The organism is Rhodococcus sp. UFZ-B548 (assembly GCF_903819475.1).
Lineage (GTDB): Bacteria > Actinomycetota > Actinomycetes > Mycobacteriales > Mycobacteriaceae > Rhodococcus_F > Rhodococcus_F erythropolis.
Map to the genome: position 1 here is coordinate 48,225 of NZ_CAIJDS010000036.1, position 24,090 is coordinate 72,314.

The following is a 24,090-nucleotide window of genomic DNA, read 5'->3' on the forward strand; positions in this document are numbered from 1 at the left end:
ATGGACGTATCAATACTCGGCACCGGCTTGATGGGAACAGCTCTCGCTCAGGCGCTCATACGCAGCGGGACAAAGGTGACGGTGTGGAATCGAACCGCCGACAGAGCGTTACCCCTCGCTGCGACTGGAGCTACAGTCGCCGAATCTCCACAATCTGCGATTGCGGCCAGCCCGCTAATCGTCATCAGTCTCCTGAACTACGAGATCGCCAAAGATGTCGTTACAGAAGCAGATTCGATTGCCGGAAAAATCATCGTCAACACCGCAACCGGTACGCCGGAGGAAGCGAACCAGTTCGCCGAGTGGATCGCAGGGCGAGGCGCTCGGTACCTCGACGGAGCCATAGCTGCATACCCGGAGGACATCGGAACCGAAAGTTCAGGGATCAACTATTCCGGAGACGAGGACGTGTGGGAGGACGTCCAGAGCCTTCTGACACCCATCGCCGCCCAATCACGATATGTCGGAGCCCGTCCCGGTGCCGCCAACGTGATCGACGCGGCCATGGCAGGCGCATTCTTCAACGTCGCGCTCGGTGCCTTCCACGAAGCAGCAGCGTACGTGCGGTCCGAGGACGTCGCGATCGCGGAGATGCGCCACAGTTTGCACCTGTGGACCGACAAACTTCTCGAACTCCTTCACGAAGCACTCAAAGCGTTCGAATCTGGAGAGTACGAGACCGATCAGGCAACCTTGAACGTATACGCAGCCGCAGTAGAAGCCTGGCAACAATCGATGCAGCGAGCAGGCCAACGCGCCGCTCTGATGACGGCGAATCTCGACAACTTGCAACGTGCATGCGCAGCCGGGCACGGGGACAAGGGCATCTTCGCCCAAATCGAAACACTCTCCGCCAACCCTCAATCCGCAATCTAAGGAGACATCAATGACAACCATGGCCAATCACCTCACCGCCCTGCCCTCGACAACAACAGTCGACGAGATCGTCGACGTGATCCACCGTGACGGCGGTGTCATCGTCGAAGATTTCCTCGACACCCCCCAGCTCGACGAGCTGCGCGCCCAACTTGGCCCCGTCCTTGAAAGCACCGGCTACGGAGAAGACGAATTCTTCGCCGGAACCCAAACGCGAAGAGCAGGAGGGCTGTTCGGTCGGATCGACCTCATGCCCCAGATCGCGCTCCACCCGCTCTACTACGGGGCCGCCAAGAAGATCCTTCAGGTGCCCCTGTCCGTCTGGGTCGGAGACGACCAGATCGAAATCACGCCTGATATCCAGATCGGTGTCACTCAGGCAATCGAAATCCACCCAGGGCAGGGTGCCCAGCGTCTCCATCGAGACGACACGAGCTTTCTGTGGCGCCACCCCGACTACGGACGCGAGGGCCGACTGCAGATCATGGTGGCGGTCAGCGATTTCACAGCAGAAAACGGCGGCACCCTCGTCATACCCGGAAGCCATCGGTGGGACGACCAACGAGGCCCGAAACAAGCCGAAGCGGCGCCGACGGTGATGCGGGCCGGTGCTGCCCTCATCTGGACCGGATCTACGTACCACGGCGGTGGTAACAACTCGTCCGAGGCGCCACGGACCGGCTTGACGATGGCATTCGACCTCGCCTGCTTACGTCAGGAAGAGAACCAATACCTGTCAATCCCGCGTGAAAAACTGCTTGATCTTTCCGAAGAGGTACAGCGACTGCTCGGCTGGGGGTCCGGAGCGAACCTGATGGGTTACGTCGAACGGGGCGGTCAGATGATCGACGCACACGTTCTCCTCGAAAACGGCGCCGTCGAACTCCCGACTGCCCGCTGAACCCTCGATCCTGCACGTCGCTTGCCACCCGCAACCCAACTCGCACAGTAGTTTCTGGGTTTCGAATCGAGAAACATATCCGTCATGGGCGTACTCCAGCTGATTCACCTTGACATCGTGTGTCTCAGGTCAGGACTAGGCAATTGCCTAGTCCTGACCAAGGGTGCAGTGTTCGTACCGCGTGAGCTACCGGTTCTTGAAGAACGAGACGTCGTCGTTGCCGATGAGGTCAGGGACCGTCCAGCCGTCGAGGTCGTATTCACTCAGGCACTGCTCGGCCAGTCCCTTCATGGAACTTGCGTGTCCACGATTCTGGGCTGCGAACAGCAGTTCCGCCTTGACGTTTTCGTGGTTGCCGGAGTAGTTGCGCTCGTAGAGTTCGTGTCGGCCGCCGAACTCGGTGCCGATCGAATCCCACAGCGCCTTCATGACTTTCACCCGGTCGACGGCGGTGATGCCGTCCGAACCACGGACGTACTTGTCAAGGTACGGACGCACGTCCGGGCTCTTGAAGTCGAGTGAACTCGAGGGCAGGTAGATCAGGCCCGACGCCACGTCCTGTTCGATGATCTCCTTGATCCGCGGGTACCCCTGGATCATGAACATTCGATAGGTGAGGCCGTACTCGAGCTTCGGTATCACCGAATCGCCGACCCACTGTTCGGGATCGCGTGCCATCGATTCGGTCAACGACCAGAAGAGGTTTCGCCACCCGATCACCTCGCCGACACGGGTCTGAACTCCGCGGAAGCCGCCAGCGCCGGTGGCTTCGAGTGCTTTCATCAACAGTCCGGCGATGAAGTCGAGCTTTACGGCCAGGCGAGTGCAGCCCTGAAAGGTGAAGCGCGGCAGGAAACCCGATTGAGGGAAGAATGCGTTGATCCGGTCGACGTCGCCGTACATGAAGACGTTCTCCCATGGAACCAGCACCTTGTCGAAGACGAAGATGGTGTCGTTCTCGTCCATGCGGCTCGACAGCGGGTAATCGAACGGACTGCCCATCACCGCAGCATGTTCGGTGTACGAGGTGCGGCAGATCAGCTTCACACCCGGAGCGTCCATCGGTACCGTGCAGATCAAGGCGAACTGCTTCTTCTTGATCGGCAGACCGTAGTGAGCGATGAAGTTGTAGTTCGTGATCGCCGATCCGGTGGCGACCACCTTGGCTCCGCTGACGATCAAACCGGCGTCGGTTTCCTTCTCCACCTTCATGAAGACGTCGCCGACTTCGTCAGGTGGAAGTTGGCGATCCACCGGGGGATTGATGATCGCGTGGTTCCAGTACAGAACCTTCTCCTGCGATTCGCGGTACCAGCGCTCGGCGTTGTCCTGGAACGGTGCGTACAACTCCTTGTTGGCGTGGAGGGTTCCCAGGAAACTTGCCTTGTAGTCGGGGGAGCGGCCCATCCAGCCGTAGGTCATACGTGCCCACGTCGCGATGGCGTCGCGTTCCTTGAGCAGATCAGCCGACGACGTCGGAGTGCGGAAGAACGGCATGGTGACACCGCCGTTGCCCGTGTCCGTCGGAACGGTCAAGGCGTCTACGTGCTCGCCCGTGTGCAGAGCGTCGTACAGCCTTGCGGTCATGCGGATCGGATTCCGGAAGGCGGGGTGCGTCGTGACGTCCTTGACGCGATCACCGTGAAGCCAGATCTCGCGACCGTCCTGCAGGCTCGAGATGTACTCGTCGCCCGTCATCGGCCGGGTGGCGAAGTTCTTCGTGCGGTTGGCTTCGCTGTCGGCGGCCGGATTGACCTGTGGCGCTCCGGAATCTGCGGGGTCGACGCCGGTGGGAGGAATTTCGGTGGTCGTCATGGCAAAGCCTTTCAGATCGTTTGGGGTGCGGGCTGAAGATGAATCGGGGTGAAGGAAGTGGTGGCGTCGAACCATCCGCTGTGGGGGTCGTCCTGACTGCCGTTCCAGACTGTGGTCGACGAGGTGGCGCCTAGGTCGTGAAAAGTGCTTCGGTAGAACAGAAGCGGATCCTTGCCACTCGACTGCGCATCCACGATCTCACCGATGAAGATGATGTGGTCACCGCCGTCGTACTCCTTCCACGGGACGCACGAGATGGTTGCTGCGGCGCCGTCGAGCAGGGGGGCGGTCGGTCCGTCGATCCACTTCGGTTCGGTGCGCTGCGGTCGGCCGGCAAAATGCATGGCCGTGTCCACTTGGTCGGCGGCAAGGATGTTGACGGCAAACGGCGCGTTGCCGAGGTAGCCGCACGCCTTGGACTTTCGCGTCATCGTGATCTGGCACAGGCGTGGTTCCAGGGAGATTGCCGTGAATGCGGTGACGGTGGCTCCGTGTGGCTGACCGTCGGCGTTGGTGCAGGTGATGACGGTGACGCCGCTGGCGAATTGGCCGAAGATGCCTCGAAGCTGATTTTGTTCCATGACCGGACCTCCTTGTCGGATGGCTGGTGAGTGAGGGTGCCGCGAAGTGCGGGAGGCGGAGGTGCTGGACGACTCGCGCCGGGAGTGAAGACGAACGTACGGCGAGCGCGGCGTTCGGTCGATCCGTACAGCGCGGTGTCTATCCGGATTGCGCACCCGATCGAAGCCTGTATCCGTTTCCTCTTGGAAGTGACCGGGGACACAGTGTTCAATGATGTTCAGCGCTCATGCTCGGCAATGTGGCTGGTCACGGGTTTGGAAGGTGAAGAAGGACGATGGTCGACTCCAAGATCGGTACAGCTCCCCGCGACTGGGACGAGGCGTGTGATGCGGTTTCGGACGCCTATTTTCCGCACACGCTCACGCCGTTGTCACGGCACGCGGCCAGCGGAGTCGGGGTGTGCACCGCCGAGTTGGGACCGCTGAGGATCGCTCATATTCGATGGGGAGCAGACGTCGCGGTCGAATCCGAGCATCCCGGTGCCTACGGGGTGAACATCCCGCTCTCGGGCGAGCTCGAGTCGGTGTTCGCGGGCTCGCACGTGCTCTCGACGGAGGGCGTTGCGACGGTGTGTCCGCCCGACATCACCACAAGAATCACGCGGTGGAGCGCGGACTGCGAAATTGTCGGAGTCCGGATGGACCGTCAGTACCTCGACCGCGAGATGGAGAAGGTACTCGGCCGGCCCGGAATGCACTTGCCTGATCAGGTGGATCTTCGGGGAGACGACGGAGCCAGATGGCTGAAATTTGTTCGCTCACTGTCGGATCAGATCCTCGGCCCGGTCGGCGTGCTGCACAACGAACTGGTGGCAGCTCAGCTCTCCGGTGCCGTGGTCACGGCATTCGTCCTCGCTGCAATGCCCGAAAGTGAGGACGCGGTGCGACATGCCAGGCCACGCATCGTCAAGCGGGTGCTCGACGAGATGCACGACGACCCGGCCCGCGTGTGGACCGCAGCAGAGATGGCCGAGGTGGCGGGCGTCAGCGTACGGAGATTGCAGGAGGGATTTCGGCAGTACGTGGGCCGGAGTCCGTCGGAATGCCTGCTCGACATCCGCCTCGAGCGGGTCCACGCAGATCTGGTGGATGCCGACGACTCGACGACGGTCACCGATGTCGCTGTGAGATGGGGTTTTACGCACACCGGACGATTCGCGTCGTCTTTTCGGCGTAAGTACGGTGTGTTGCCTTCCGAAGTATTGAGAAGTTAGCTCCGGTATCCCATGTCCGCGCTGAGCTGATTCGCCTTCTCGACGAGGAACGGTGCGACGTCGGCGCGAAAGGCTTCCGGGGTTGTGCGTCCGGCCGAGGTAGAACACGCTGCCACACCGACGACGCTTCCGCCGGCGTCGCGGACGGGGGCGGCGAGGGAAATCAGGCCGTCTTCCAGTTCCTCGGACGTGAGTGCATAACCCTGCTCGCGCACCACTCGAAGTGCGGTGTGGAATGCGCCTTCGTCGGTGATCGTGGTGGGTGTGAGGGCGTCGAACGTGGAGTTCGCGATGACTTTGTCGACGATTTCGGTTGGCGCCCAAGCTAGCAGGGCGCGGCCCATGGAGGTCGCATATGCAGGCACTCTGGTACCGACGCTGACGTTGATGCTCATGATCCGGCGTACGGGTACTCGCGCGGCGTAGACCACGTCGACGCCGTCGAGGACCCCGAGCGACGCCGACTCGTGGGTGTGTTCTGCGATCTCCAGCAGGCGGGGGAGCGCCGCCTCGGTCAGGGCATGTGATGCCGAGAAGTGCTGGCCGATGCTTAGAACGCGCGGGGTGAGCGACCACCGACTGTTGTTGCCGGTGACGTATCCGAGTTTCTGCAGGGTGAGGAGGATACGCCGGACCGCGGGGCGGGAGAGGCCCGTTTCGGCGGCAAGATCTGCGAGCGACGGGTTGGGGTTCTTCTCGTCGAAGGCCATCAGCACAGCGAATCCACGCTCGATGCTCTGGATGTAATCGCGATCGTTCTCGCTCACGGAATGACCTTTCATCTGCGGGTATGCCTGATCAGTGCCCTCGAAGGTTGACAAACCTTGTGACTGGGCGCACAGTGCAAGCGTACGCACAGCGTAACAGATGTACGCACAGCGTACAACCAGACTTGGGAAGCCGACTCAGCCCAGCAGTACGGCACCCACCCGGTAACAGCCACATACGGCCCCGAGGAGGACCACATGACCACTTCCGAGAGCCCCACCGCAGTAGGTTCGGGCACGGCCGCCACCGACAAGTTCCTCCAGGAACGAGTCAGCGCGGACACCCCGCCCGAGCGCGTCTCGGCCATCGCCAAGGACGTGCTCGAGGCACTTGCCGGCGTCATCGACAAGCACGGCATCACCTACCCCGAGTACCGCGTACTCAAGCAGTGGCTCATCGACATCGGCCAGTTCGGCGAGTGGCCCCTGTGGCTGGACGTCTTCCTCGAGCACAACGTCGAGGAGGTTGCGTACCGCGGCCAGCACGGCACCAAGGGAAGCATCGAGGGCCCCTACTACGTCGCCGACGCCAAGACGTTGCCATCCAAGTGTGAACTTCCGATGCGTGACAACGAGGTTGGATCGAAGCTGGTCTTCGAGGGCCAGGTTCGCGATCTCGACGGCAACGGGTTGGATGGGGCCACCGTCGAGCTGTGGCATGCGGACGACGAGGGCTACTACTCCCATTTCGCGCCGCACATCCCCGACGGGAACCTCCGCGGAACGATCGTGACCGACGGAGCGGGACGGTTCGAGATCACCACGATTCAGCCTGCGCCGTACCAGATCCCGACCGACGGCCCCACCGGTTGGTTCATCGAGAAGGCCGGCTGGCACCCGTGGCGTCCGGCTCACCTGCACCTCATGGTGAAGGCACCCGGCAAGCGCACGATCACTACGCAGCTCTATTTCAAGGACGGTGAGTGGATCGAGAACGACGTGGCAACTGCCACGAAGCCCGAACTGATTCTCGATCCGAAGCCGGGTGCCGATGGAATCAACCGGGTCACGTACGACTTCGTGCTCGACCCGGCCTGATCCACAACTGTTCGAAAGAAAGTGATTTGATGACAGACCTGTCGATCGTCTCCATCGAGACGACCATCCTCGACGTTCCTTTGGTCCGCCCCCACAAGTTCGCCACCACGTCGATGACGGCGCAGCCGTTATTGCTGGTCGCGATTCGCACATCCGACGGTGTTATCGGATATGGCGAAGGTGTCGTTCCGGGCGGTCCGTGGTGGGGCGGCGAATCGGTGGAGACGATGCAGGTCATCATCGAGAAGTACATCGCGCCGGTGGTGGTCGGCAGGCGTGTGGATCAGATCACCGCGATCATGGCCGACATCGAAAAAGTTGTTGCCAATGCACGATTCGCGAAGGCCGCCGTCGACGTGGCGTTGCACGACGCCTGGGCTCGTAGCCTGGGAGTCCCCGTGCACACGCTCCTCGGCGGGGCTTTCCGCGAGAGTGTCGACGTCACGTGGGCACTGGGTGCTGCGCCGGCGGACGAGATCATCGAAGAAGCTCACGAAAAGCTCGAATCACGGCTCAATTTCAGCTTCAAACTCAAAATGGGAGCACTCGACCCGGCGGTCGACGTCGCGCGCATCGTCAGCATCGCGCAGGCGCTCGACGGCCACGCCGGCGTCCGCGTCGACGTCAACGCGCGGTGGGATCGCTTCACGGCGCTGCGGTACCTGCCACAACTCGCAGACGGTGGAGTCGAACTGATCGAACAGCCCACTCCGGCAGACCAAATCGAGGTCCTCGCCGAACTCAGCAGGCTACTACCGATTCCGATCATGGCCGACGAGAGTGTGCAGACCCCACACGACGCTCTCGAAATCGCCCGCCGGAGCGCCGCCGATGTCATCGCCCTCAAGACCACCAAGTGTGGTGGCCTCCAGCGCAGCCGCGACATCGTCGCAATTGCCAAGGCCGCCGGTATCGCGTGCCACGGTGCGACGTCCATCGAGGGTCCGATCGGTACCGCGGCTTCGTTGCACTTCGCGTGCGCCGAGCCCGGAATCAACTTCGGAACAGAGCTTTTCGGCCCACTGCTCTTCAGCGAAGAGTTGCTTCAGGAACCCCTGAAGTATTCCGAGGGTCAGCTGCACCTCCCCGCCGGACCTGGCCTGGGAGTCGAACTCAACATGGACGCCGTCAAAACCTGGACCAGGAACTAGAGGATAGAAGAACATGGCACTCTTTCACGTTCGAATGGACGTCGATATTCCGCGCGACCTGGATCCGGAAGTACGCGCCGATACCGTCGCAACGGAAAAGGAGTACTCACAAGACCTTCAGCGCCAGGGCAAGTGGGTGCATCTGTGGCGAATTGTGGGACAGTTCAGCAACATCAGCATCTTCGACGTCGAGTCGGCTGACGAACTCCATGAGATTCTCTGGAACCTCCCGCTGTTCCCGTACATGACCATCGAGGTCATGCCGTTGACGCAGCACGGATCTTCGATCAAGTAGAGCCTGCGCGGGCGGGCGGGTCAGCGTATTCCGTCGCGGCGCAATGCGACGGACACTGCGGCAGAGCGGGTATCGACGCCGAGCTTGGCGTAGATGTGCCCAAGATGGGTTTTCACCGTCGCTTCGCTGATGAAGAGTGCCTTACCCAGCTCGCGGTTGGTCATCCCCTCGGCGAGCAGGCTGAGCAGTTCGGACTCACGGGCGGTGAGCGCTTCCTGCGGGCGCTGCATCTGCTGGACAAGACGAGAGGCCACAGTGGGAGAGAGAACGCTGCGCCCGGCTACCGCGCCGCGCACCGCGCCGAAGATCTCGTCGGGCGTTGAGTCCTTGAGTAGGTAACCGATGGCACCGGCGTCGACGGCCCGCACGACGTCGGCGTCGGTGTCGTACGTCGTGAAAACCAGTACGGGAACATCGACACCGTCGCTTCGCAAGCGTTTGATCGCTTCTGCACCGTGCATGCCGGTGCCCATGTCCAGATCCATCATCACCAGATCCGGTGAGGCCGACGGTATCGCCGTGGCCGCCCCCTCACCGGACGATGCTTCGCCGACTACTTCGACGTCCGGCTGAGTGTTCAGCAGCGCTCTCAGCCCGGCTCGCACGACCAGATGATCGTCGACGAGGAACACGCGAATGGTGGTGGTCACCGGATCCTCCGTTCGAGAGGGAACTGGGCCGCGACGACGGTGCCGTCTCCCGGTGCACTTTCCACGGTGAACGATCCGCCGAGCTGTGCGATGCGACTTCGCATCGCACGTAGGCCGTATCCACCGTACCGAGAATGGTCGGCGAGCTTTCCCGGATCGAAGCCGACGCCGTCGTCGAAGATGTCCACGGAGACGGAGTCGTCGAGATACGTGATCGTCACGCCCGCCGTTTCGGCGCGAGCGTGGCGGGCGATGTTGGAGGACGCGCTCGAGACCACTCGCACGATGGCATGAGCTACGTCCGAGGGCAAGATGACGGCTTCACCGACGGTGCGGATCCGAACGGTCGGGACGAACTGGCGGGCGGCGGCCACGACCAAGGCGTCGAAGTCGCCCGTACCGCCCTTGGCCGGTGCCAGATCGTGGACGAGGTCGCGACTCTGCATCAAGCTCGTTCGGATGTTCTCTGCTGCGGCATCGACATCGGCTCGAGACGGCGAACCCGTTGTATTCCAAGTTTGTTCGGCTGCCTCGAGTCGTAGAAGAGCGCTCGCAAGTCCCTGAGTAACGGTGTCGTGGATTTCGCGCGCGAGGCGCTCTCGCTCAGCGGCAACGCCGGCAGCACGTTCGGTATCTGCCAATGCAGATTGCGCTTCTGCTACCTGACGTAGAAGCCGAAGGCGTTCTCGGGCATCTCGTTCCATCTGCCCGTACGCTGCCGCGACCAGTGCCGCGGTGCACAGAGGTCCGAGCAGTGTCACCAATTCGGCACGACCGGTGACTCGGTAGAACGCGATTCCGGCGAGGACGCCCAGGATCCCGACGAGGGGGTAGGCGATCTTGCTCGGGTACAGACGAATACAGAGGAAGAGAACGGGGAACGCACACCACGCGAAACTCGGCGCAAGCCAGACCAGCGCTGCCCAGGTGCTCAGTACCGGCCACATCCACAGTCGTTGGCGAACCACATCTCGCGAGGACACCGTAGCCATGACGGCGTAGAGCAAGGCGAGGACCACGGCCAGGACGAGTACCACCCCGAACCGACCGCTGGTCCCGTGGACTGTGACGTACCGGACTCCTGACGTGGACAGCAGTACGAAGAACGACGCGTGGATCGCATACGCCAACGGGCCGCGCAGGCCGAGTTCGGCGTCGGCGTTCATGGCTCCGTTACTCATCCCTCGAATATTACGGAGGGCGCCAGGCCGTCGTATCAACCGTTCGGATGATATCTGCACAACCAGACGGGGCACGGTTCGTCACCCGAGCGCCCGATGTGCGCACCCGCACTCGGACGCGACGCTGTAGTGGACGGTTTCGAACCATTCGACTGAAAGTGTGCCCGACATGAACCACCGCATTTACACACGACTTCCCCGTACGCTCGCTGTCGCCGTTCCGGTTGTCGCAATCCTTGCCAGCGCCGCGTGCTCGACCACCGACACACCGGTGGCGAACGCATCGAGCACGACGTCGATTTCTGCCACGCAGCAGCCTGCTGCGACCGGCGATTCGGCGATTGTCACTCAGAATCGACTCAGCGCCGACGCAGCAGTGAAGGCTGCTGGTGCGGCCCTGGCGAAATGCCGGGCGGACGGGCTCGGATTTGTCACCGTCTCCGTCGTCGACCGTGCCGGAAACGTCATCGCTATGGTGCGCGGCGACAACGCAGCCCAGCACACGGTGGAGGCCTCACGTGAGAAGGCTTACACCTCTGCAGCTTTCGGAGCCGACACCAGTGACCTCTCGCAGCGTACCAAAGGCGAGGGATCAACCATCGCCGACCTCCCCGGCACTCTCTTCCTTGCAGGTGGAGTCACTGTGAAGGCTGGATCCGCGTCGATCGCCGGCATCGGTGTCGGTGGTGCACCGGACGGAATGCAGGACCAAACGTGTGCTGCCGCAGGTCGTGATGCGATCGCTTCGTCACTCGGCTGAGTGAGCGCATTCAGCGTGCTTCGTGAATTGTGCTTTTCGCCACCTGGATTCGCTCGGCACGACAGTTGTCCGATTGTTGCGATGACCTCGACTTTGTAACACCGGAGCCCCCGGAAAGGGACAAACACGTCGACAGTGGAACCGACGATGCACTTACCGAAGCGAGTTTCTTGATGCGCAGTTTCGGGGAAAGACACAACCTTGCAGAGAATCAGATTCAGGTTGCCCGAACGCAATACACGGCGGGCGCGGGTGCTCGTAGCGGCGTTGCTGTCGATCTTCCTCCTCGGCGGCATGTTCGGTCCGACCGCCGCGAGCGCTACTCCGGCGCACACGGCGCCATGGGGTGGTTACGACGAGTTGTGGGTCCCGTCTTCGATGGGAAACATCAAGGTTCAGGTGCAGTGGGCCGCGCGGGGCGGCAACGCCGCGTTGTACCTACTTGACGGTCTTCGCGCGCAAAACGACAGGAATGCTTGGAGTTTCGAAACCAACGCACTCGATCAGTACCGCAACGACAACATCACGTTGGTGATGCCGGTCGGCGGTGAGTCGAGTTTCTACACGGACTGGTACGCGCCGTCCAATTTCAATGCTCAGCCCATAACGTACAGGTGGGAAACATTTCTCACACGCGAGCTTCCGGACTTCCTTGCAGGGTATGGTGTTTCACCAACCAACAATGCGATCATCGGGTTGTCGATGGGCGGCAGTGCCGCGTTGAACCTGGCGGGGCATCATCGGGATCAGTTCAAGTTCGCGGGCTCGCTGTCCGGCTACATCAATATCTCGGGCCCGGGTATGCGTGAGGCGATCCGCGTAGCCATGTTCGACGCCGGCCGGTACAACGTCGATTCGATGTGGGGCCCGCCGTGGTCATCCGGGTGGCTTCGCAACGACCCGTTCGTCAACGCGGAATCGCTTCGCGGACTGTCGATGTACATTTCGTCGTCCAACGGCATCCCGGGACCGTACGATCATCCGTCTGCGCCGATCGATTACTTCCACACGGCGACGGGTATGGGGCTGGAGGCGCTCTCCTGGGTGCACGCGCGTGCATTCGAAATTCGTCTGAAATCCATGGGAATCCCAGCGACGTACAGCTTTCCGCCCGCCGGGATTCACTCCTGGCCGTATTGGTCTGCTGAATTGTGGATGGCCAGAGGACAAATTCTCGACACCATGAACGCCTGGTGACGCAGATGTGAGGATCTCTCCGGACTGGCGTATGCGTCAAGTCCGGAGAGATCTCGCTCAGAAGGTGATGATTCCGCGGAGGTTGCGACCGGCATGCATGTCGGCGAAACCGTCGTTGATCTGGTCGAGGCTGTACCGGTTGGTGATGAGTCCGTCGAGTTCGAGCTTGCCGCTGGTATAGAGATCGATCATCCAGGGAATGTCGGCCGTGGGATTGGATGCGCCGAACAAGGATCCTTGAATTCTCTTCTGGTACAAGGTGAGTTCCATCAGGCTCACGGGAATGCCGATGTCCGTCATCTTCCCGAGACCGGTGACGACGCAAGTTCCTGCCTTGCGGATTGACGAGAACGCCTGTGCGACATGTTCTCCGGTGGTGACTCCGACGGTGACGATGGCGGAATCCGCGCCCTGGCCGTTGGTGAACGAGCGCGCGATGTCCGTGGCTTCGTCCATGGTGGCCACGGCATGGGTCGCCCCCAATTTCAATGCACTGTCGCGCTTGAACGCAACCGGGTCCACCGCGATCACGTGGGCGGCGCCGGCATGCGAGGCGCCCTGTACCGCGTTGATTCCGATTCCGCCGACTCCCATGACGATGACGGTCTGCCCGGGGTACACCTGAGCGGAGTTGACCGCGGCGCCCCAACCGGTTCCGACGCCGCAGCCGAGCAGACACAAAGCGTCGAGCGGCAGGTGCTTGTCGACTTTCACGGCCGAGAGAGTGCTGACCGTGGTGTATTCACTGAATGTGGACAGGCCGCAGGTTTGTGCGACTGGCTGACCGTCGAGAGACATTCTGTAACTGGAGGTTTCGCCGGGCCTGCTGCCGGTCATGATGGCAGCACCGTTGTCGCAGAGGTTCTGGATTCCGCTTGCGCACCAACGGCAGCGGCCGCAGGCGGCGAGGAACGAGAACACGACATGATCGCCCTCGGACCATCCTTCGGTGTTCGGCCCGACCTCGACGACGATTCCGGCGCCTTCGTGTCCACCGCAGATGGGATAGCGGCCGACTCCGTGGTCGCCGCTGGCGATGTGATCGTCCGAGTGGCACAGGCCGGAGGCGACCATCTTGACAGTGAGTTCGCCGCTGCGGGGTGAATCGAGTTCGAGATCGACCACCTCGTATGTGCCTGGTGCTTGGCGAATGACGGCTCCACGAGTGCGCAAGTTGTCTCCTGAGGTGAGAGTTGTTCTTCGGCTACCTCAGTTGTCTACTCGAGAGTTCAGGACGGGCTCGAGGCCCATCTCACTGATCGGACGTTTCGTATTTTTCGGATTCGTCCGGGGTTCGTCCCAAGATGGCGAGTTGCAGTTCGGTGAGCAGTCGCGTGTCCGGCTCGTCCAACGAAATGCCCATGATCTGTTCAGCGCGCCGAATGCGGTAGCGCAGCGTGTTCGGATGTACTTTCAGAGACGAGGCGGCCTTCTTCACATCCCCGAAAGCTGTCAGGTAGGCCGTGAGCGTGAACTGCATGTCAGAGGTGTTCTTGTCGTCGTAGGAGACGAGTCTGTCGATACGAGGGTCTCGCAATCGCTCGTGATCAGCAACGAGGTCGAGTATCTCGCCCAGCAATACCGCGGTGCGTGACGCCGCGAGTGTGGTGACCTTCGAGGTTTCGTGATCATCGGTGGTATCGAGCACGCGGTCCACCTCTCGACGCGCCTCGGGTACGCCGTGCAACCGCGCGATCGGGACCGCGACTGCGGCGCGCACGCTGATGCCCGCACGGTCCTCGACTACTCGCACGGTGTCGTAAGCCCAGTCGCTGACCGCGACGTCGTGGTCGGCCTGAGGGAACAATACGTAGATCCGGTTGTCGATGATCGTCGTGACCGCGTCGCTGCGGAATGCGCTGGCGCGCAGGCGCAAGGCGTTGGTGATTCGATCGAGATTCGATCCGGGTGAGAGTGATGTCGCAAATCCGACGACCGCAGACGGTCCGTCGGTGTTGATGCCGAAAGAACCGGCCAGCGAGTGCATGTCGACCCCACCGGAGCGAACACCGAACAGCCTTTGCACTTGGGCATTCTCGCGGCTGGAGGCGTCCAAGGTCCGCATGAGAATGCGTGCGGCGACCGCCGCTGCACCCCGCAATACCGCTTGGGCGTCGTGGGAAAGAGGTTCAGAGGCGCGCTGCACCCAGATGCTGCCGAGATTGTGTTGGTGTGCAACAGAACCCGTCGGCGCTGACAGGTCCGGGCGGGTGATGCTCACAGCCAGCCTCTGCGCGGCTCCGATGCTCGGCTCGGAGGGCAGACTGATGACCTCGTCCGATCGCCTGAGATGCTCGAACACGCCTCTGCTCTCTATCCATTCGGTGTATTCGATCGGCCACTCCCGGCCGAGTATGGAGAGCTGACGGAGTTCGTCTTCGCCTTCGTGAGCAGAGGAATATGCGATGACATGGAGTGCCGTGTCGTCGATCGTCACGAGTCCGCCAGTCAATTCGGCGATCGTTTCCGAGAGCGCGAACAGATCCGAATCACCACCGGCCACAACTCCTGCGACGGCCCGCGAACGGTACATGCTCTGTGTCAGAAGCCGTAGTACGAGCGAATAGACGTGCCCGGAACTAGCCTGCGGATGTACCGCGGCCACTGCGATCCCGATGTTACGTGCGGCGGTGAGAACCGTCGTCGCCTCGCGCGCATTCTTGACGAGCAGAAGCTTCGGACGACGCCTCGCCGGCCTGCCTTCGAACTTTCGCAGCCACTGCGTCAACGTCGATTCGGGCACCCCTACGGGGAGGTAGATGTCGGAGATCGCACCACGGCTGTCGGTGCCGTCGATATCGGAGGACTCGACGAGGGCGATCGAACGGATTTCGACATCGAGTCCATCCGGGCTTTCCAGAAGTTCGATCACGGACTTGTCCGTGGAATGCATGAGGGCGCCGAGGGTGGTGCCGACACTCGGCCCGTTATTCCTCGGACCTGTCGACGCTTGCGGGAGGGCTACAGAAAGTGGCTGCACATTTGCTCCTCGGCCGGTGGGTCATTACAGGCTAACCCCGACAGACGAAATGCAGAATAAGGAAATAGGGGACAAATTTATTCGTCAGGCATGGTGATGCCGAGTTCCTGCACCTTTTCGGCGACTGCCTCTGGAAAAACGTTCTTGAACAGATAAAGGTCTTGTCCGATCACCCAACCAGGTGCCAACGCCGTCGCATATCGCTCGAAGTATCCGAGTTGTTTACCGAAAAGAACCAATTCCTCGGGACTCGCAACACCCCACTGCTTGCCCAACTGAATCAGTGCCATGATCAATTCACTGAGCTTGAGTTCACCGAGGTCACGGCCGAGAATCGGGGCCAGGGCCGTTGCGACCTGCATGCCGAGCTGATCGTCGTCGACTTCGTAGTCGGTTGCATATCCCAAGGATCGAATTCCGCGGGCGACACGGGCGAAATCACCGTCGATGAGGGTGGCTCGGAACATGTCGGAAAGGATGCATCTCCATGTCTCGGGAAGGACGCCGACGATGCCGAAGTCGAGCATCGCTATCCGGCCGTCGTCGAGGACCCACAAATTTCCCGCGTGGACATCTCCGTGGAACGGACCGTGAACGATGACTGATTCGAGCCAGACCTTCACTCCGCGCCGGATCAGCATGCGGGCTTCGTCGATGCCGTCCGGACCGGCGACGAACCGATCCAGTGGAACGCCGCGCATGCGTTCCATACAGATGACGCGGGGACCACAGTAGTCCCAGTACACCTCCGGTGTCGTGACTCCTTTGTTGTCACCGAATGCGCTGATGTTGTTCCGGAATGTGGTTTGCCGGTCGGCCTCGACCGCGCTGTTCAATTCCGTCATCGTTGCATTGTGCAGATCGCGAATGATGGCGGTGGCATTGGCAATTCGAAGGAACTCGACAAACTTCTCGAGGATGTTCGCACCCCAGTACGCCGCCCGCAGGTCGATCAGCATCCGCGCATAGATGTCCGGACGCTGGATCTTGATGACGGCCTCGCGGCCATCGTGCAGAACGCACGCGTGTACCTGCGCTACCGACGCGGCCGCGAGAGGTACGTCGTCGAATTTCGCGAACAGGTCGTCTACGGAGTATCCGAGGTCCTCGTGCACGACGCTTCTGGCCTGCTCGGCAGGAAATGACGGAACGTCGTCGAGGCAACGTAGGCATGCATTGGCGACGGGGGCCGGGAACAGGCCGGACGACGACGCGACCAGTTGACCGAGCTTGACGAAGGTGGGACCCAGAGCGATGAAGCCGTCGACCATCCCGTCAGAGGCAGCGTCAGCCCACGTGCGTCCACGCTTGCGGAAAGGCCACACGATCAGTGCCAGCATGATCGATGTCGACAACACGACGGCGATGATCGCGGAACGCCACAACTGGGCGAGGCCGAAGCGTTCGAGGTCCGGCATGTGGACTTCGAGGGCAGTGGCGGGCACTCCTGACGAGTACGGCCCGACAGGTCGCGTTGGATCCAGCACAGCTCTCCCTCGTTCAACGAGCGCATCCAGCATTTTGCCGTGAGATCACTTACGCGACCCCTTCCGTTAGTCAGTATGCCAAGTCACACATAACTGCCGGAACCGCCTACGCGTTCAGCCTACGATCGGTGAATGCGTGAGCACTTGATCCCGATCGGCGAGGTTGCAAAATCGTTCGGAATTGCGGCTTCGACCTTGCGCTATTACGAGGACGAAGGACTGCTGTCCGCGCGGTCGCGAACTGGCGGCAAACGCTGGTACGGGCAGCGTGAGCTGCGCCGGCTGGCATTGATCCGGATGTACACCGAGACGGGAATGTCCTTGGAACAGGTGCGGTCCTTCATCGAAACCGACACCACGTCCGACCAGTTCTCGACGGTTCTCGCAGATCAAGTGTCGACACTCGAGGCGCAGATCGCCGCTGCTACGCGAGCGAAACTGATCCTCGAGCATCACCTGACGTGTCGGCAAGAGCGTCCGATGCAGTGCCCGTGGTTGCTCGAGCAGCTCGACATACGCGTCGAAGCGGCGCTTGACTTCAAGTTGACTTGAACCTCCATAGTTAGGGCGCACTTACCGCCCTATCCGGAGGTTGACCATGTCGGCACGACGATGGCTGCCGCTCATCGCCGCATGCATCGGAACTTTCCTGTTACTGACGTACGCCACCATCACGACAATCGCGGTGCCGGCCATCGCAGTCGGTTTGGACGGCAGTACGGGCGCGATGTCCTGGGTCGTCGACGCCTACACGCTGGCTCTTGCCGCGCTTCTGGTGGGCATGGGCGCGCTCGGCGATGCGTGGGGACGTAAACGCCTCTACATCTGCGGACTGGTCGTGTTCCTGGTTGCAACGGCCGTGTGCGCGATTGCCCCGGACGTCACGGTTCTGGTCGTTGCTCGCGGCGCGCAAGGAATTGCCGGTGCGGCGATGTTCGCGACGCTCCTGCCTCTGCTCGGCGACGCATATTCGGGCCGCGATCGTCACGTCGCCTTTGCTGCGTGGGGCGCCGTCGCTGGATTGGCGGCGGGAATCGGGAACGTTGCAGGAGGGCTGCTGACGCAGTTCTTCGACTGGCGTGCGGTCTTCTATTTCGGAATACCCGTGGCCGCAGTAGCGCTCGCAATGGCTGTGTTCTGTTTCGCCGACAGTGAGCGCGGCGACGACAACATCGACTGGGCCGGAATCGTTTTGTTCACCCTCGCTGCCGTTGCCGCGGTTCTCGGCGTGACGTGGGGCGGCGACATCGGGTGGGCTTCGTCGTCGACAGTTCTTGCCTTCCTGATCGCAATCGGTGCGCTGACGGCGTTTGTGTCCTGGCAGCGTCGAGGCAGCAGTCCGATGCTCGATCCGGCATTGTTCCGATCCCTGAAATTCGACGGCGTCCTCGTCGCTGCGTTCGGGTACTACCTCGCGGCCTACGGCCCGCTCGTAGTCCTTTCATTGTGGCTGCAGAACGGGCTGGAACTGTCGGCATCGGCGGCCGCACTCGTGCTCTCGATTCAACCGCTCGCTTTTGTCTTTGTGTCGGCGCTGTGTGGATCACGGCTTCAGCGAGTCGACCTTCGACTGTCGCTCGGATTCGGGACGGTTCTCTGCGGAATCGGTTGCGTGGCCATGCTGTACGTTCTCGCCGAGCCGGTCTGGCCCGCGCTGATCGCCGGGCTGATTCTGACCGGTGTCGGTTCCGCGATGGTGTCGCCGGTGCTGCCGGGTGCCGCGATGTCGGACGCCCCGGCAGAGCGCGCCGGGACGGCTTCGGCGACAGCCAACTCGTCGCGTCAATTCGGGCTTGCCGTCGGAATTGCGTTGTGCGGCTCTCTCTTCGCCGGTCCGGACGAGTTCGCCTTGCTGTGGCCGTTGGTCTTCTGCGCCGGCGTCGGAATGCTCACGGGTTTGGTATCGATCCTTCTCTTTTCTCGTTCGTCAACTCCTGCAACAGTTCAACCAATCGCCGAAAGGGCACACACATGACCACGCTGTTCACTCCACGACCGCACCGGCGTCTCGAGATGGACTGGAATCGCCGCAGGTTCCTCGGCGCTGCAGCAGGATTGGCTGCTGCGCTGGCAGCGGCCGGTTGCTCGCGTTCGGGCGCAGACGCCGGGGGTGAAGGCGATGCAGGCTGGTCCTTCACCGATGATCGCGGCAACCTGATCGAATTGGATTCACCGCCAAGGACATTTGTCACCTACACCGGTATCGCGGGTGCTCTCTGGGATTACGGACTGGTGCCTGTCGGTGTTTTCGGGGCGCTGACACGATCACCGGGATCAACGGACACCAGCATCTCCGGCAACTTGGATTTCTCGAAGACCGACATGGTCGGGCAGCTCTGGGGACAGGTGGAACTCGAGAAGATCGCTGCGCTGGAGCCGGACGTCGTCATCGTCCCTCAGTTGCGTGGTTCGGCACTACTAGACGAGGCGAACTTGGATGCGGTGAAAGGCTTGTCGACAGTACTGTTCGTGGAAACGGCAGCAGGAACCATCGACCGAACCGTGCAAGAGATCGTGGAACTGGCCGTGGAACTCGGAGCGGACCAGGATATGGAGGCTCAGCGAAAAGACTACGACGCTGCGCGTGCGCGGATCTCCGAAGTTGCTTCTTCGCTGAATAATTCACAGGTTTTGTTCGCGTCCGCAGATCCGGACACGATTCGTGTCAGTCTTTCGGGATTCCCGATCCTCGCAGACCTGGCGGGATTGGGACTTGCCGTCGTCGATCCGGCCGAGGGATCGTCGGTCTACGTCGAGAAACTGGCTTGGGAGATGGCGGACCACTATCCGGCCGACATGATCTTCCTCGACGATCGCCCGTCCAGTTTGCAACTGGATACGCTCGGAACCAATCCTGCGTGGTCCAACTTGCCCGCGGTGAAGGCGGGAAAGATCGGGACCTGGAATCCGGAACCCGTGCTCAGTTATGCCGGGATCGCCCGTACGTACAACAATCTGGCTGACCAGCTGCTGGCATTCTCACATTCCTGACCGCCGCGTCGTCTACGACGTATGGACCTCTTCACCGATCTGTCTGCTCGAGTTGATTCCCTCGATTGGCCTGCGCTGATCGAGGGAATCAACTCCAGTGGGTGTGCCCAGACGGCGCCGATACTCGACGAGTCGGAGTGCCGCGAAATTGCTTCCTGGTACTCGGACGTCGACCGGTTCCGGAGCACCATCGACATGGCTCGATACCGCTTCGGCCAGGGGGAGTACCGGTACTTCGGCGATCCCGTACCGGAGCCGATCACGGCTATGCGATCCGCCTTCTACCGACACCTGCTGCCCGTGGCGCGGGAGTGGGCGTTCAAGCTGGGCGAGGGTGCACCGTGGCCGGATTCATTCGAAGAATGGATCGATCAGTGTCACGACGCCGGTCAGAATCGCCCTACCCCGATCCTTCTGTCCTACGGACCTGGTGACTGGAATGCATTGCATCGGGACTTGTACGGAGAGTTGGTGTTTCCGTTGCAAGTCGTGATCGGGCTCGACAGACCTCGCATCGACCACGCCGGCGGCGAGTTCTTGCTCGTGGAACAGCGGCCGCGTGCCCAGTCGAAAGGGACGGTGACAGTTCTCGAGCAAGGTCACGCGTTGATCTTCACCACGCGGGATCGACCGGTGCAGAGTTTGCGGGGGTGGTCGAGAGCCCCTGTGCGACATGGTGTCAGTGTGGTGCACTCCGGCACGCGTCGAACATTGGGATTGGTGCTTCATGATGCCGAGTAAGACGTACATTCTCCGCGACGCTCGCAATAAACCCTACGAGAGTTCGACGCCCGGTGTGCTTGGCGGACATCGGAAAACGAAGATCTACGGTCGACTCGACTGTCGAGGGGCTGCGCAGGCAATCGCGCGTGGTGGGTATGTCGCCAGTCGGGTGTTCTTCGCGGACGAGCCGACCGCGATTGCGGCCGGCTATCGCCCCTGTGCCGTCTGCATGCCCGAAGGTTACGCAGCTTGGAAGGCAGTTGCTACTCGCCGAAGCGGTCGCGGTACTCCTTCGGAATGAGCGGCTTGTCGCCGCGGACCTTCAGCTGCTGGACAGCCCAGGTATTGCCGTCCGGGTCGGCGAATCCGAAGAAGGTGCCCCCGTCGCGCTCGTCGAAGACGGTGACCTCACTGGCATCGACGCCGCGGTCGATGAGCTCTTGGCGAGCCGTTGCAGCGTCGGCCACGACCAACTGCAATCCCTTCAACGAACCAGGGGCCATCTCGGTTTGCGACGGCAGGTTGCCGATGACGATCGAGCAGCCCGAACCACGCGGAGTGAGCTGGGCGACCGTCATGTGTTCGTTGACGGTGTGGTGGTCGAGATCGAAACCGACCTTGTCACGGTAGAACTCGATGGAGCGGCCGAGGTCATTGACGGGAACGATGACTACTTCGAGGGTCCAGTCCATGAAACTGCCTTTCGCTGAAGAGGTTCGGGTAAACAGGTGGTCAGAGTTGCGCGACGATCTTGTCCAGGCGTTCGTAACCTTCGGTGACGCCGAGCTCCATATTGCTCTCGATCATTCCGTCTCGCGCTTCGAGGCTCGGATATACGGAATGGCCGGAGAGACGGGTGCGTCCGTTGCCCAGGTCCTCGAACGTGATCGATTCGATGCTGACGACGTCGGGAAATCCCTCGTATTCGAAAGTCTGGATGGCAAAGTCGTTCTCGCGAACAACGTGAAATACACCGTTGAACCGGAACTCTTCGCCCTCGGGGTTGCGATGGACGTACTTGTATCGACCGCCGCTCACGAACTCGTATTCGTCGATTTCCATCTCGTATCCGTTGGGGCCGAGCCACTGCTGGACCAGTTCGGGATTCGAATGAGCTGCGAAGACGGCACTGACGGGTGCGTCGAATTCGCGGGTGATGTCGATGTACGGCACGCCCTCAGGAGCCGTGATGCTGACGGGATTGGTGGTAGCCATGGCTAAGTCTCCTTCTGTGTGGTGCTGAGTAGGTGATCGAGCTTGCGGAACTGTTGTTCGTGGATCAGTCGATAGCGGTCGATCCAGGCGGTCAAGGCCTCGAGAGTTGCGGCGTTGAGATGTACCGGCCGCCTCTGGGCTTCGCGGCTGCGAGTGACCAAACCCGCGGCTTCGAGTACCTGAATATGTTTGGAGACGGCCTGTTTCGTGATCTCGAATGGCTCGGCCAACTCGTTGACCGTTTGGGGACCGGTGCTCAGGCGGGCGATGATCCGCCGTCGTACCGGGTCGGCAAGCGCCATGAACGCTTTGTCGAGACGCTCGTCTGCCCCTGGATCCACGATCACTTGTCAACCATCTCCTTTATCAACCAATCTGTTGATTACGATACGAGTCCATGCGGAGGGTGTCAATGCTTCGAAACCGATTAGCGTGGATTTCATGAACGCTCTGATTCCTCGGCCACGAATGGAAGTGGCGCCAGGGGCGATTCTCGTTCCGGATTGGCTCAGCATCGAACAACAGCGCACCTTGGTGGCCGAGTGCCGACGGTGGGCGACCGCGCCCGTGCCGATGCGCTCGGCCGTCGTCCCTGGTGGGCACAAGATGTCGGTGCAAACAGTCTGTCTCGGTTGGCACTGGCAGCCGTACAAATACACGCGCACCGCCGACGACGTGAACGGTGAACCGGTTGCCGCTGTGCCCGACTGGCTCGTCGGCCTCGGCCGTAGCGCAGTTGCCGCTGCCTATGATGATCCGACTGTGGGGGAGCGGTACACGCCGGACACCGCGCTGATCAATTTCTACGACGAGGGCGCTCGGATGGGTATGCATCAGGACAAGGACGAGCGCTGCGACGCTCCCGTCGTCTCACTGAGCGTCGGGCAGAGTTGTGTCTTTCGGTTCGGGAATTCCGAGAATCGGAACAAGCCGTACACCGACGTCGAACTCCATTCGGGTGATCTCTTCGTCTTCGGTGGGGAGTCTCGGTTCGCGTATCACGGAGTGCCGAAAGTTATTGCGGGAAGTGCAAGTCCCGACATTGGTCTGCCGTCCGGGCGGCTGAACATCACCCTGCGGGATACCGGAATGTCGTGAGTCTCAGGCTGATTTCGGCCTCGCGAATCGAGGGGATCGGTGGGCAGCACTCGAAGAAGAAACGGGCATTCAATTTATCGACATCCCAGGTCATTCTGAAATAGCCACCAACTGTGGTCTTTAGCGAAGACATCAATCTACGTTGAATCCGTCCAATTGGTCTCGTTTCATGTCAAGATCAACTGACGACCTTTCAGGCTGAACGAGATGGAGATTCGATGCATTCGATCACACGAGCGGCCCTCATCGGTGCTGCCGCTCTTCCGTTGGCAATGGCTGCTCCCTCGCTGGCCTCAGCTTCCACAGCTGCCGACGTCACCTTCGCTTACAGTGCTTCCGGCTCGACCGTGAGCAACACCATCACCAACAATTCGGGTGGAGCTCTGCAATGCAGCACCTCGCTCGCGAACGCGCCCGGCGGAGTGCTGCCACCAATCGAAGCCACGATCGGTCCAGGACAGGCGATCTACGAGAGCGGCGTGATCCCCACCGGTACAACAGTTCAGACGATCAACGATATCCCGGACGGCTCCTACGTCGTCCTGGCATCCTGCGGCAGCGTCGATGAACCGACGAGTATGTGGGTATCGGACTACCCAGGACTCGAGCCCTACCTGGCGATGTTCCCGTACACCACATACGCGGTGCAACAAGCATCCTGGGTGGTCTCATTGCCCAGCGCTGGTGCGCCCACATCAACCCCTGGCATGAACTTCGGGAGCTGACACCGGTAGTGGAACTGTGAATCGCCATCTGCCTGAGAGAATCGGTGTCGGGCGCGACCACTGCCGTCATTGTGCAGCCATTGTTTTCGTCCATCAGTGCTCGCACTGTTCGTCTGTAGTGACAGCGCAATAGGTCCTGTTCATTGCGAAGGATGATCCCGAAGGAGAACTGAAAAGTTTGGGAGGCAGTTATTTTGGCGAGAGCAACCTTTGTGTCAGTACAGTCTCGACCGAAACCAGTGATCGAGACTGATTATGTCTATCTTGTGCATGTCGAGACCCAGCTGGGCAGCAACTTTCACTGCGTCGGCGCGGGGGATAGAGCTTTGGGGCAGAGTCCAATTGGTCTCCCGCGCATGATGCTCGAGAAGGTCGATGACTGTCCGCGGGCGCTATGTGTCAAGTCAAGTGAGACAGTGACGTTCAGTTGATCTGCGATTCCGAG

26 protein-coding genes are annotated in these 24,090 nt (G+C 61.2%); 15 read left to right on the top strand and 11 right to left on the bottom strand.

Annotated elements, in window-relative coordinates:
- Together H7C86_RS25155 and H7C86_RS25160 are read left to right on the top strand one after the other, a co-directional pair.
- Positions 1 to 876: an NAD(P)-dependent oxidoreductase gene (locus H7C86_RS25155; protein WP_037120596.1), complete on the top strand. Its 876-nt coding sequence runs from the start codon at positions 1 to 3 to the stop codon at positions 874 to 876.
- Positions 877 to 886: 10 nt separating this feature from the next.
- Positions 887 to 1,777, top strand: a complete 891-nt coding sequence (locus H7C86_RS25160) for a phytanoyl-CoA dioxygenase family protein (protein ID WP_020971037.1) — start codon at positions 887 to 889, stop codon at positions 1,775 to 1,777.
- A gap of 186 nt (positions 1,778 to 1,963) precedes the next feature.
- Here H7C86_RS25160 and H7C86_RS25165 read toward each other — a convergent pair whose 3' ends face one another.
- Both H7C86_RS25165 and H7C86_RS25170 read right to left on the bottom strand, forming a co-directional pair.
- Positions 1,964 to 3,592 (bottom strand): 4-hydroxyphenylacetate 3-hydroxylase family protein, encoded by a 1,629-nt coding sequence (locus tag H7C86_RS25165; protein WP_020971036.1) that lies wholly within the window; start codon positions 3,590 to 3,592, stop codon positions 1,964 to 1,966.
- Between the two features lie 11 nt (positions 3,593 to 3,603).
- A complete protein-coding gene (locus H7C86_RS25170) occupies positions 3,604 to 4,173 on the bottom strand; it encodes a flavin reductase family protein (RefSeq protein ID WP_019745631.1) in 570 nt (189 codons plus the stop codon).
- Between the two features lie 275 nt (positions 4,174 to 4,448).
- Between H7C86_RS25170 and H7C86_RS25175 the strand changes: the two genes are divergently transcribed.
- Positions 4,449 to 5,387, top strand: coding sequence for an AraC family transcriptional regulator (locus H7C86_RS25175; protein WP_047889028.1), 939 nt, complete (start codon positions 4,449 to 4,451; stop codon positions 5,385 to 5,387).
- On the opposite strand, the gene H7C86_RS25180 is transcribed toward H7C86_RS25175, so the two are convergent.
- The gene (locus tag H7C86_RS25180; RefSeq protein WP_029537119.1) at positions 5,384 to 6,154 is read right to left on the bottom strand and encodes an IclR family transcriptional regulator; all 771 of its coding nucleotides are present in this window, start codon (positions 6,152 to 6,154) and stop codon (positions 5,384 to 5,386) included. The genes H7C86_RS25175 and H7C86_RS25180 overlap by 4 nt on opposite strands.
- A 198-nt stretch (positions 6,155 to 6,352) precedes the next feature.
- On the opposite strand from H7C86_RS25180, the gene catA reads away from it, so the two are divergent.
- From catA to catC, 3 genes are read left to right on the top strand one after another with little or no spacing between them, the layout of a single operon-like run.
- The gene (gene catA / locus H7C86_RS25185; RefSeq protein ID WP_019745628.1) at positions 6,353 to 7,192 is read left to right on the top strand and encodes a catechol 1,2-dioxygenase; all 840 of its coding nucleotides are present in this window, start codon (positions 6,353 to 6,355) and stop codon (positions 7,190 to 7,192) included.
- Positions 7,193 to 7,221: 29 nt separating this feature from the next.
- Positions 7,222 to 8,343, top strand: coding sequence for a muconate/chloromuconate family cycloisomerase (locus H7C86_RS25190; protein ID WP_019745627.1), 1,122 nt, complete (start codon positions 7,222 to 7,224; stop codon positions 8,341 to 8,343).
- Between the two features lie 13 nt (positions 8,344 to 8,356).
- Complete coding sequence (gene catC, locus H7C86_RS25195) at positions 8,357 to 8,638, top strand: muconolactone Delta-isomerase (protein ID WP_069145471.1); 282 nt, start codon at positions 8,357 to 8,359, stop codon at positions 8,636 to 8,638.
- A 20-nt stretch (positions 8,639 to 8,658) separates the two neighbouring features.
- Here the strand turns inward: catC and H7C86_RS25200 are convergent, their stop codons facing one another.
- Complete coding sequence (locus H7C86_RS25200; RefSeq protein ID WP_019745626.1) at positions 8,659 to 9,288, bottom strand: response regulator transcription factor; 630 nt, start codon at positions 9,286 to 9,288, stop codon at positions 8,659 to 8,661.
- Positions 9,285 to 10,454 (bottom strand): sensor histidine kinase, encoded by a 1,170-nt coding sequence (locus H7C86_RS25205; RefSeq protein WP_020971031.1) that lies wholly within the window; start codon positions 10,452 to 10,454, stop codon positions 9,285 to 9,287. Before H7C86_RS25205 ends, H7C86_RS25200 begins: the two co-directional genes overlap by 4 nt.
- Before the next feature lie 184 nt (positions 10,455 to 10,638).
- On the opposite strand from H7C86_RS25205, the gene H7C86_RS25210 reads away from it, so the two are divergent.
- Together H7C86_RS25210 and H7C86_RS25215 are read left to right on the top strand one after the other, a co-directional pair.
- Positions 10,639 to 11,229 (top strand): heme-binding protein, encoded by a 591-nt coding sequence (locus H7C86_RS25210; protein WP_097386757.1) that lies wholly within the window; start codon positions 10,639 to 10,641, stop codon positions 11,227 to 11,229.
- A gap of 201 nt (positions 11,230 to 11,430) precedes the next feature.
- A complete protein-coding gene (locus H7C86_RS25215) occupies positions 11,431 to 12,426 on the top strand; it encodes an alpha/beta hydrolase family protein (protein WP_020971029.1) in 996 nt (331 codons plus the stop codon).
- A 57-nt stretch (positions 12,427 to 12,483) separates the two neighbouring features.
- On the opposite strand, the gene H7C86_RS25220 is transcribed toward H7C86_RS25215, so the two are convergent.
- From H7C86_RS25220 to H7C86_RS25230, 3 genes are all read right to left on the bottom strand, one after another.
- Positions 12,484 to 13,599: an NDMA-dependent alcohol dehydrogenase gene (locus H7C86_RS25220; RefSeq protein WP_182262429.1), complete on the bottom strand. Its 1,116-nt coding sequence runs from the start codon at positions 13,597 to 13,599 to the stop codon at positions 12,484 to 12,486.
- Positions 13,600 to 13,678: 79 nt separating this feature from the next.
- Complete coding sequence (locus tag H7C86_RS25225; protein WP_259349293.1) at positions 13,679 to 15,406, bottom strand: CdaR family transcriptional regulator; 1,728 nt, start codon at positions 15,404 to 15,406, stop codon at positions 13,679 to 13,681.
- Positions 15,407 to 15,483: 77 nt separating this feature from the next.
- The gene (locus H7C86_RS25230) at positions 15,484 to 16,893 is read right to left on the bottom strand and encodes an AarF/ABC1/UbiB kinase family protein (protein ID WP_134998923.1); all 1,410 of its coding nucleotides are present in this window, start codon (positions 16,891 to 16,893) and stop codon (positions 15,484 to 15,486) included.
- A gap of 132 nt (positions 16,894 to 17,025) precedes the next feature.
- On the opposite strand from H7C86_RS25230, the gene H7C86_RS25235 reads away from it, so the two are divergent.
- Genes H7C86_RS25235 through H7C86_RS25255 form a run of 5 tightly spaced genes read left to right on the top strand, consistent with a single transcriptional unit; the run spans position 17,026 to position 20,908 of the window.
- A complete protein-coding gene (locus tag H7C86_RS25235; RefSeq protein ID WP_007729752.1) occupies positions 17,026 to 17,445 on the top strand; it encodes a MerR family transcriptional regulator in 420 nt (139 codons plus the stop codon).
- 46 nt (positions 17,446 to 17,491) lie between these two features.
- On the top strand, positions 17,492 to 18,868 hold the full coding sequence (locus tag H7C86_RS25240) for an MFS transporter (RefSeq protein ID WP_070795572.1): 1,377 nt from the start codon (positions 17,492 to 17,494) through the stop codon (positions 18,866 to 18,868).
- The gene (locus H7C86_RS25245) at positions 18,865 to 19,884 is read left to right on the top strand and encodes an ABC transporter substrate-binding protein (protein ID WP_019745618.1); all 1,020 of its coding nucleotides are present in this window, start codon (positions 18,865 to 18,867) and stop codon (positions 19,882 to 19,884) included. The genes H7C86_RS25240 and H7C86_RS25245 overlap by 4 nt, the downstream gene beginning before the upstream one ends.
- A 21-nt stretch (positions 19,885 to 19,905) precedes the next feature.
- Positions 19,906 to 20,625: a 2OG-Fe(II) oxygenase gene (locus tag H7C86_RS25250; protein ID WP_019745617.1), complete on the top strand. Its 720-nt coding sequence runs from the start codon at positions 19,906 to 19,908 to the stop codon at positions 20,623 to 20,625.
- Positions 20,615 to 20,908 carry an Ada metal-binding domain-containing protein gene (locus H7C86_RS25255; RefSeq protein ID WP_007729748.1) on the top strand — a complete coding sequence of 98 codons (294 nt, stop codon included), beginning with the start codon at positions 20,615 to 20,617 and terminating at the stop codon, positions 20,906 to 20,908. The genes H7C86_RS25250 and H7C86_RS25255 overlap by 11 nt, the downstream gene beginning before the upstream one ends.
- On the opposite strand, the gene H7C86_RS25260 is transcribed toward H7C86_RS25255, so the two are convergent.
- The 3 genes from H7C86_RS25260 to H7C86_RS25270 are packed head-to-tail and all read right to left on the bottom strand — an operon-like array spanning position 20,871 to position 22,169.
- On the bottom strand, positions 20,871 to 21,299 hold the full coding sequence (locus H7C86_RS25260; RefSeq protein ID WP_182262430.1) for a VOC family protein: 429 nt from the start codon (positions 21,297 to 21,299) through the stop codon (positions 20,871 to 20,873). The two genes, H7C86_RS25255 and H7C86_RS25260, sit on opposite strands and share 38 nt — an antisense overlap.
- 40 nt (positions 21,300 to 21,339) lie before the next feature.
- Positions 21,340 to 21,822, bottom strand: a complete 483-nt coding sequence (locus H7C86_RS25265; protein WP_182262431.1) for an SRPBCC family protein — start codon at positions 21,820 to 21,822, stop codon at positions 21,340 to 21,342.
- A 2-nt stretch (positions 21,823 to 21,824) separates the two neighbouring features.
- On the bottom strand, positions 21,825 to 22,169 hold the full coding sequence (locus H7C86_RS25270; RefSeq protein ID WP_021331798.1) for a helix-turn-helix transcriptional regulator: 345 nt from the start codon (positions 22,167 to 22,169) through the stop codon (positions 21,825 to 21,827).
- Between the two features lie 94 nt (positions 22,170 to 22,263).
- Between H7C86_RS25270 and H7C86_RS25275 the strand changes: the two genes are divergently transcribed.
- Together H7C86_RS25275 and H7C86_RS25280 are read left to right on the top strand one after the other, a co-directional pair.
- A complete protein-coding gene (locus tag H7C86_RS25275; protein WP_031333828.1) occupies positions 22,264 to 22,920 on the top strand; it encodes an alpha-ketoglutarate-dependent dioxygenase AlkB in 657 nt (218 codons plus the stop codon).
- Positions 22,921 to 23,138: 218 nt separating this feature from the next.
- Positions 23,139 to 23,645, top strand: coding sequence for a hypothetical protein (locus tag H7C86_RS25280; protein WP_021331800.1), 507 nt, complete (start codon positions 23,139 to 23,141; stop codon positions 23,643 to 23,645).
- Positions 23,646 to 24,090 lie beyond the last annotated feature (445 nt).

Excerpts from the sequence above, each read along its gene's own strand:
- H7C86_RS25250 (WP_019745617.1), top strand. The coding sequence starts at position 19,906 with ATGGACCTCTTCACCGATCTGTCTGCTCGAGTTGATTCCCTCGATTGG.
- H7C86_RS25165 (WP_020971036.1), bottom strand. The coding sequence starts at position 3,592 with ATGACGACCACCGAAATTCCTCCCACCGGCGTCGACCCCGCAGATTCC.
- H7C86_RS25240 (WP_070795572.1), top strand. The coding sequence starts at position 17,492 with ATGTCGGCACGACGATGGCTGCCGCTCATCGCCGCATGCATCGGAACT.
- H7C86_RS25170 (WP_019745631.1), bottom strand. The coding sequence starts at position 4,173 with ATGGAACAAAATCAGCTTCGAGGCATCTTCGGCCAATTCGCCAGCGGC.
- H7C86_RS25255 (WP_007729748.1), top strand. The coding sequence starts at position 20,615 with ATGCCGAGTAAGACGTACATTCTCCGCGACGCTCGCAATAAACCCTAC.
- catC (WP_069145471.1), top strand. The coding sequence starts at position 8,357 with ATGGCACTCTTTCACGTTCGAATGGACGTCGATATTCCGCGCGACCTG.
- H7C86_RS25235 (WP_007729752.1), top strand. The coding sequence starts at position 17,026 with ATGCGTGAGCACTTGATCCCGATCGGCGAGGTTGCAAAATCGTTCGGA.
- H7C86_RS25190 (WP_019745627.1), top strand. The coding sequence starts at position 7,222 with ATGACAGACCTGTCGATCGTCTCCATCGAGACGACCATCCTCGACGTT.
- H7C86_RS25160 (WP_020971037.1), top strand. The coding sequence starts at position 887 with ATGACAACCATGGCCAATCACCTCACCGCCCTGCCCTCGACAACAACA.
- H7C86_RS25155 (WP_037120596.1), top strand. The coding sequence starts at position 1 with ATGGACGTATCAATACTCGGCACCGGCTTGATGGGAACAGCTCTCGCT.
- H7C86_RS25275 (WP_031333828.1), top strand. The coding sequence starts at position 22,264 with ATGAACGCTCTGATTCCTCGGCCACGAATGGAAGTGGCGCCAGGGGCG.
- catA (WP_019745628.1), top strand. The coding sequence starts at position 6,353 with ATGACCACTTCCGAGAGCCCCACCGCAGTAGGTTCGGGCACGGCCGCC.
- H7C86_RS25205 (WP_020971031.1), bottom strand. The coding sequence starts at position 10,454 with ATGAACGCCGACGCCGAACTCGGCCTGCGCGGCCCGTTGGCGTATGCG.
- H7C86_RS25265 (WP_182262431.1), bottom strand. The coding sequence starts at position 21,822 with ATGGCTACCACCAATCCCGTCAGCATCACGGCTCCTGAGGGCGTGCCG.
- H7C86_RS25280 (WP_021331800.1), top strand. The coding sequence starts at position 23,139 with ATGCATTCGATCACACGAGCGGCCCTCATCGGTGCTGCCGCTCTTCCG.
- H7C86_RS25260 (WP_182262430.1), bottom strand. The coding sequence starts at position 21,299 with ATGGACTGGACCCTCGAAGTAGTCATCGTTCCCGTCAATGACCTCGGC.
- H7C86_RS25175 (WP_047889028.1), top strand. The coding sequence starts at position 4,449 with ATGGTCGACTCCAAGATCGGTACAGCTCCCCGCGACTGGGACGAGGCG.
- H7C86_RS25245 (WP_019745618.1), top strand. The coding sequence starts at position 18,865 with ATGACCACGCTGTTCACTCCACGACCGCACCGGCGTCTCGAGATGGAC.
- H7C86_RS25210 (WP_097386757.1), top strand. The coding sequence starts at position 10,639 with ATGAACCACCGCATTTACACACGACTTCCCCGTACGCTCGCTGTCGCC.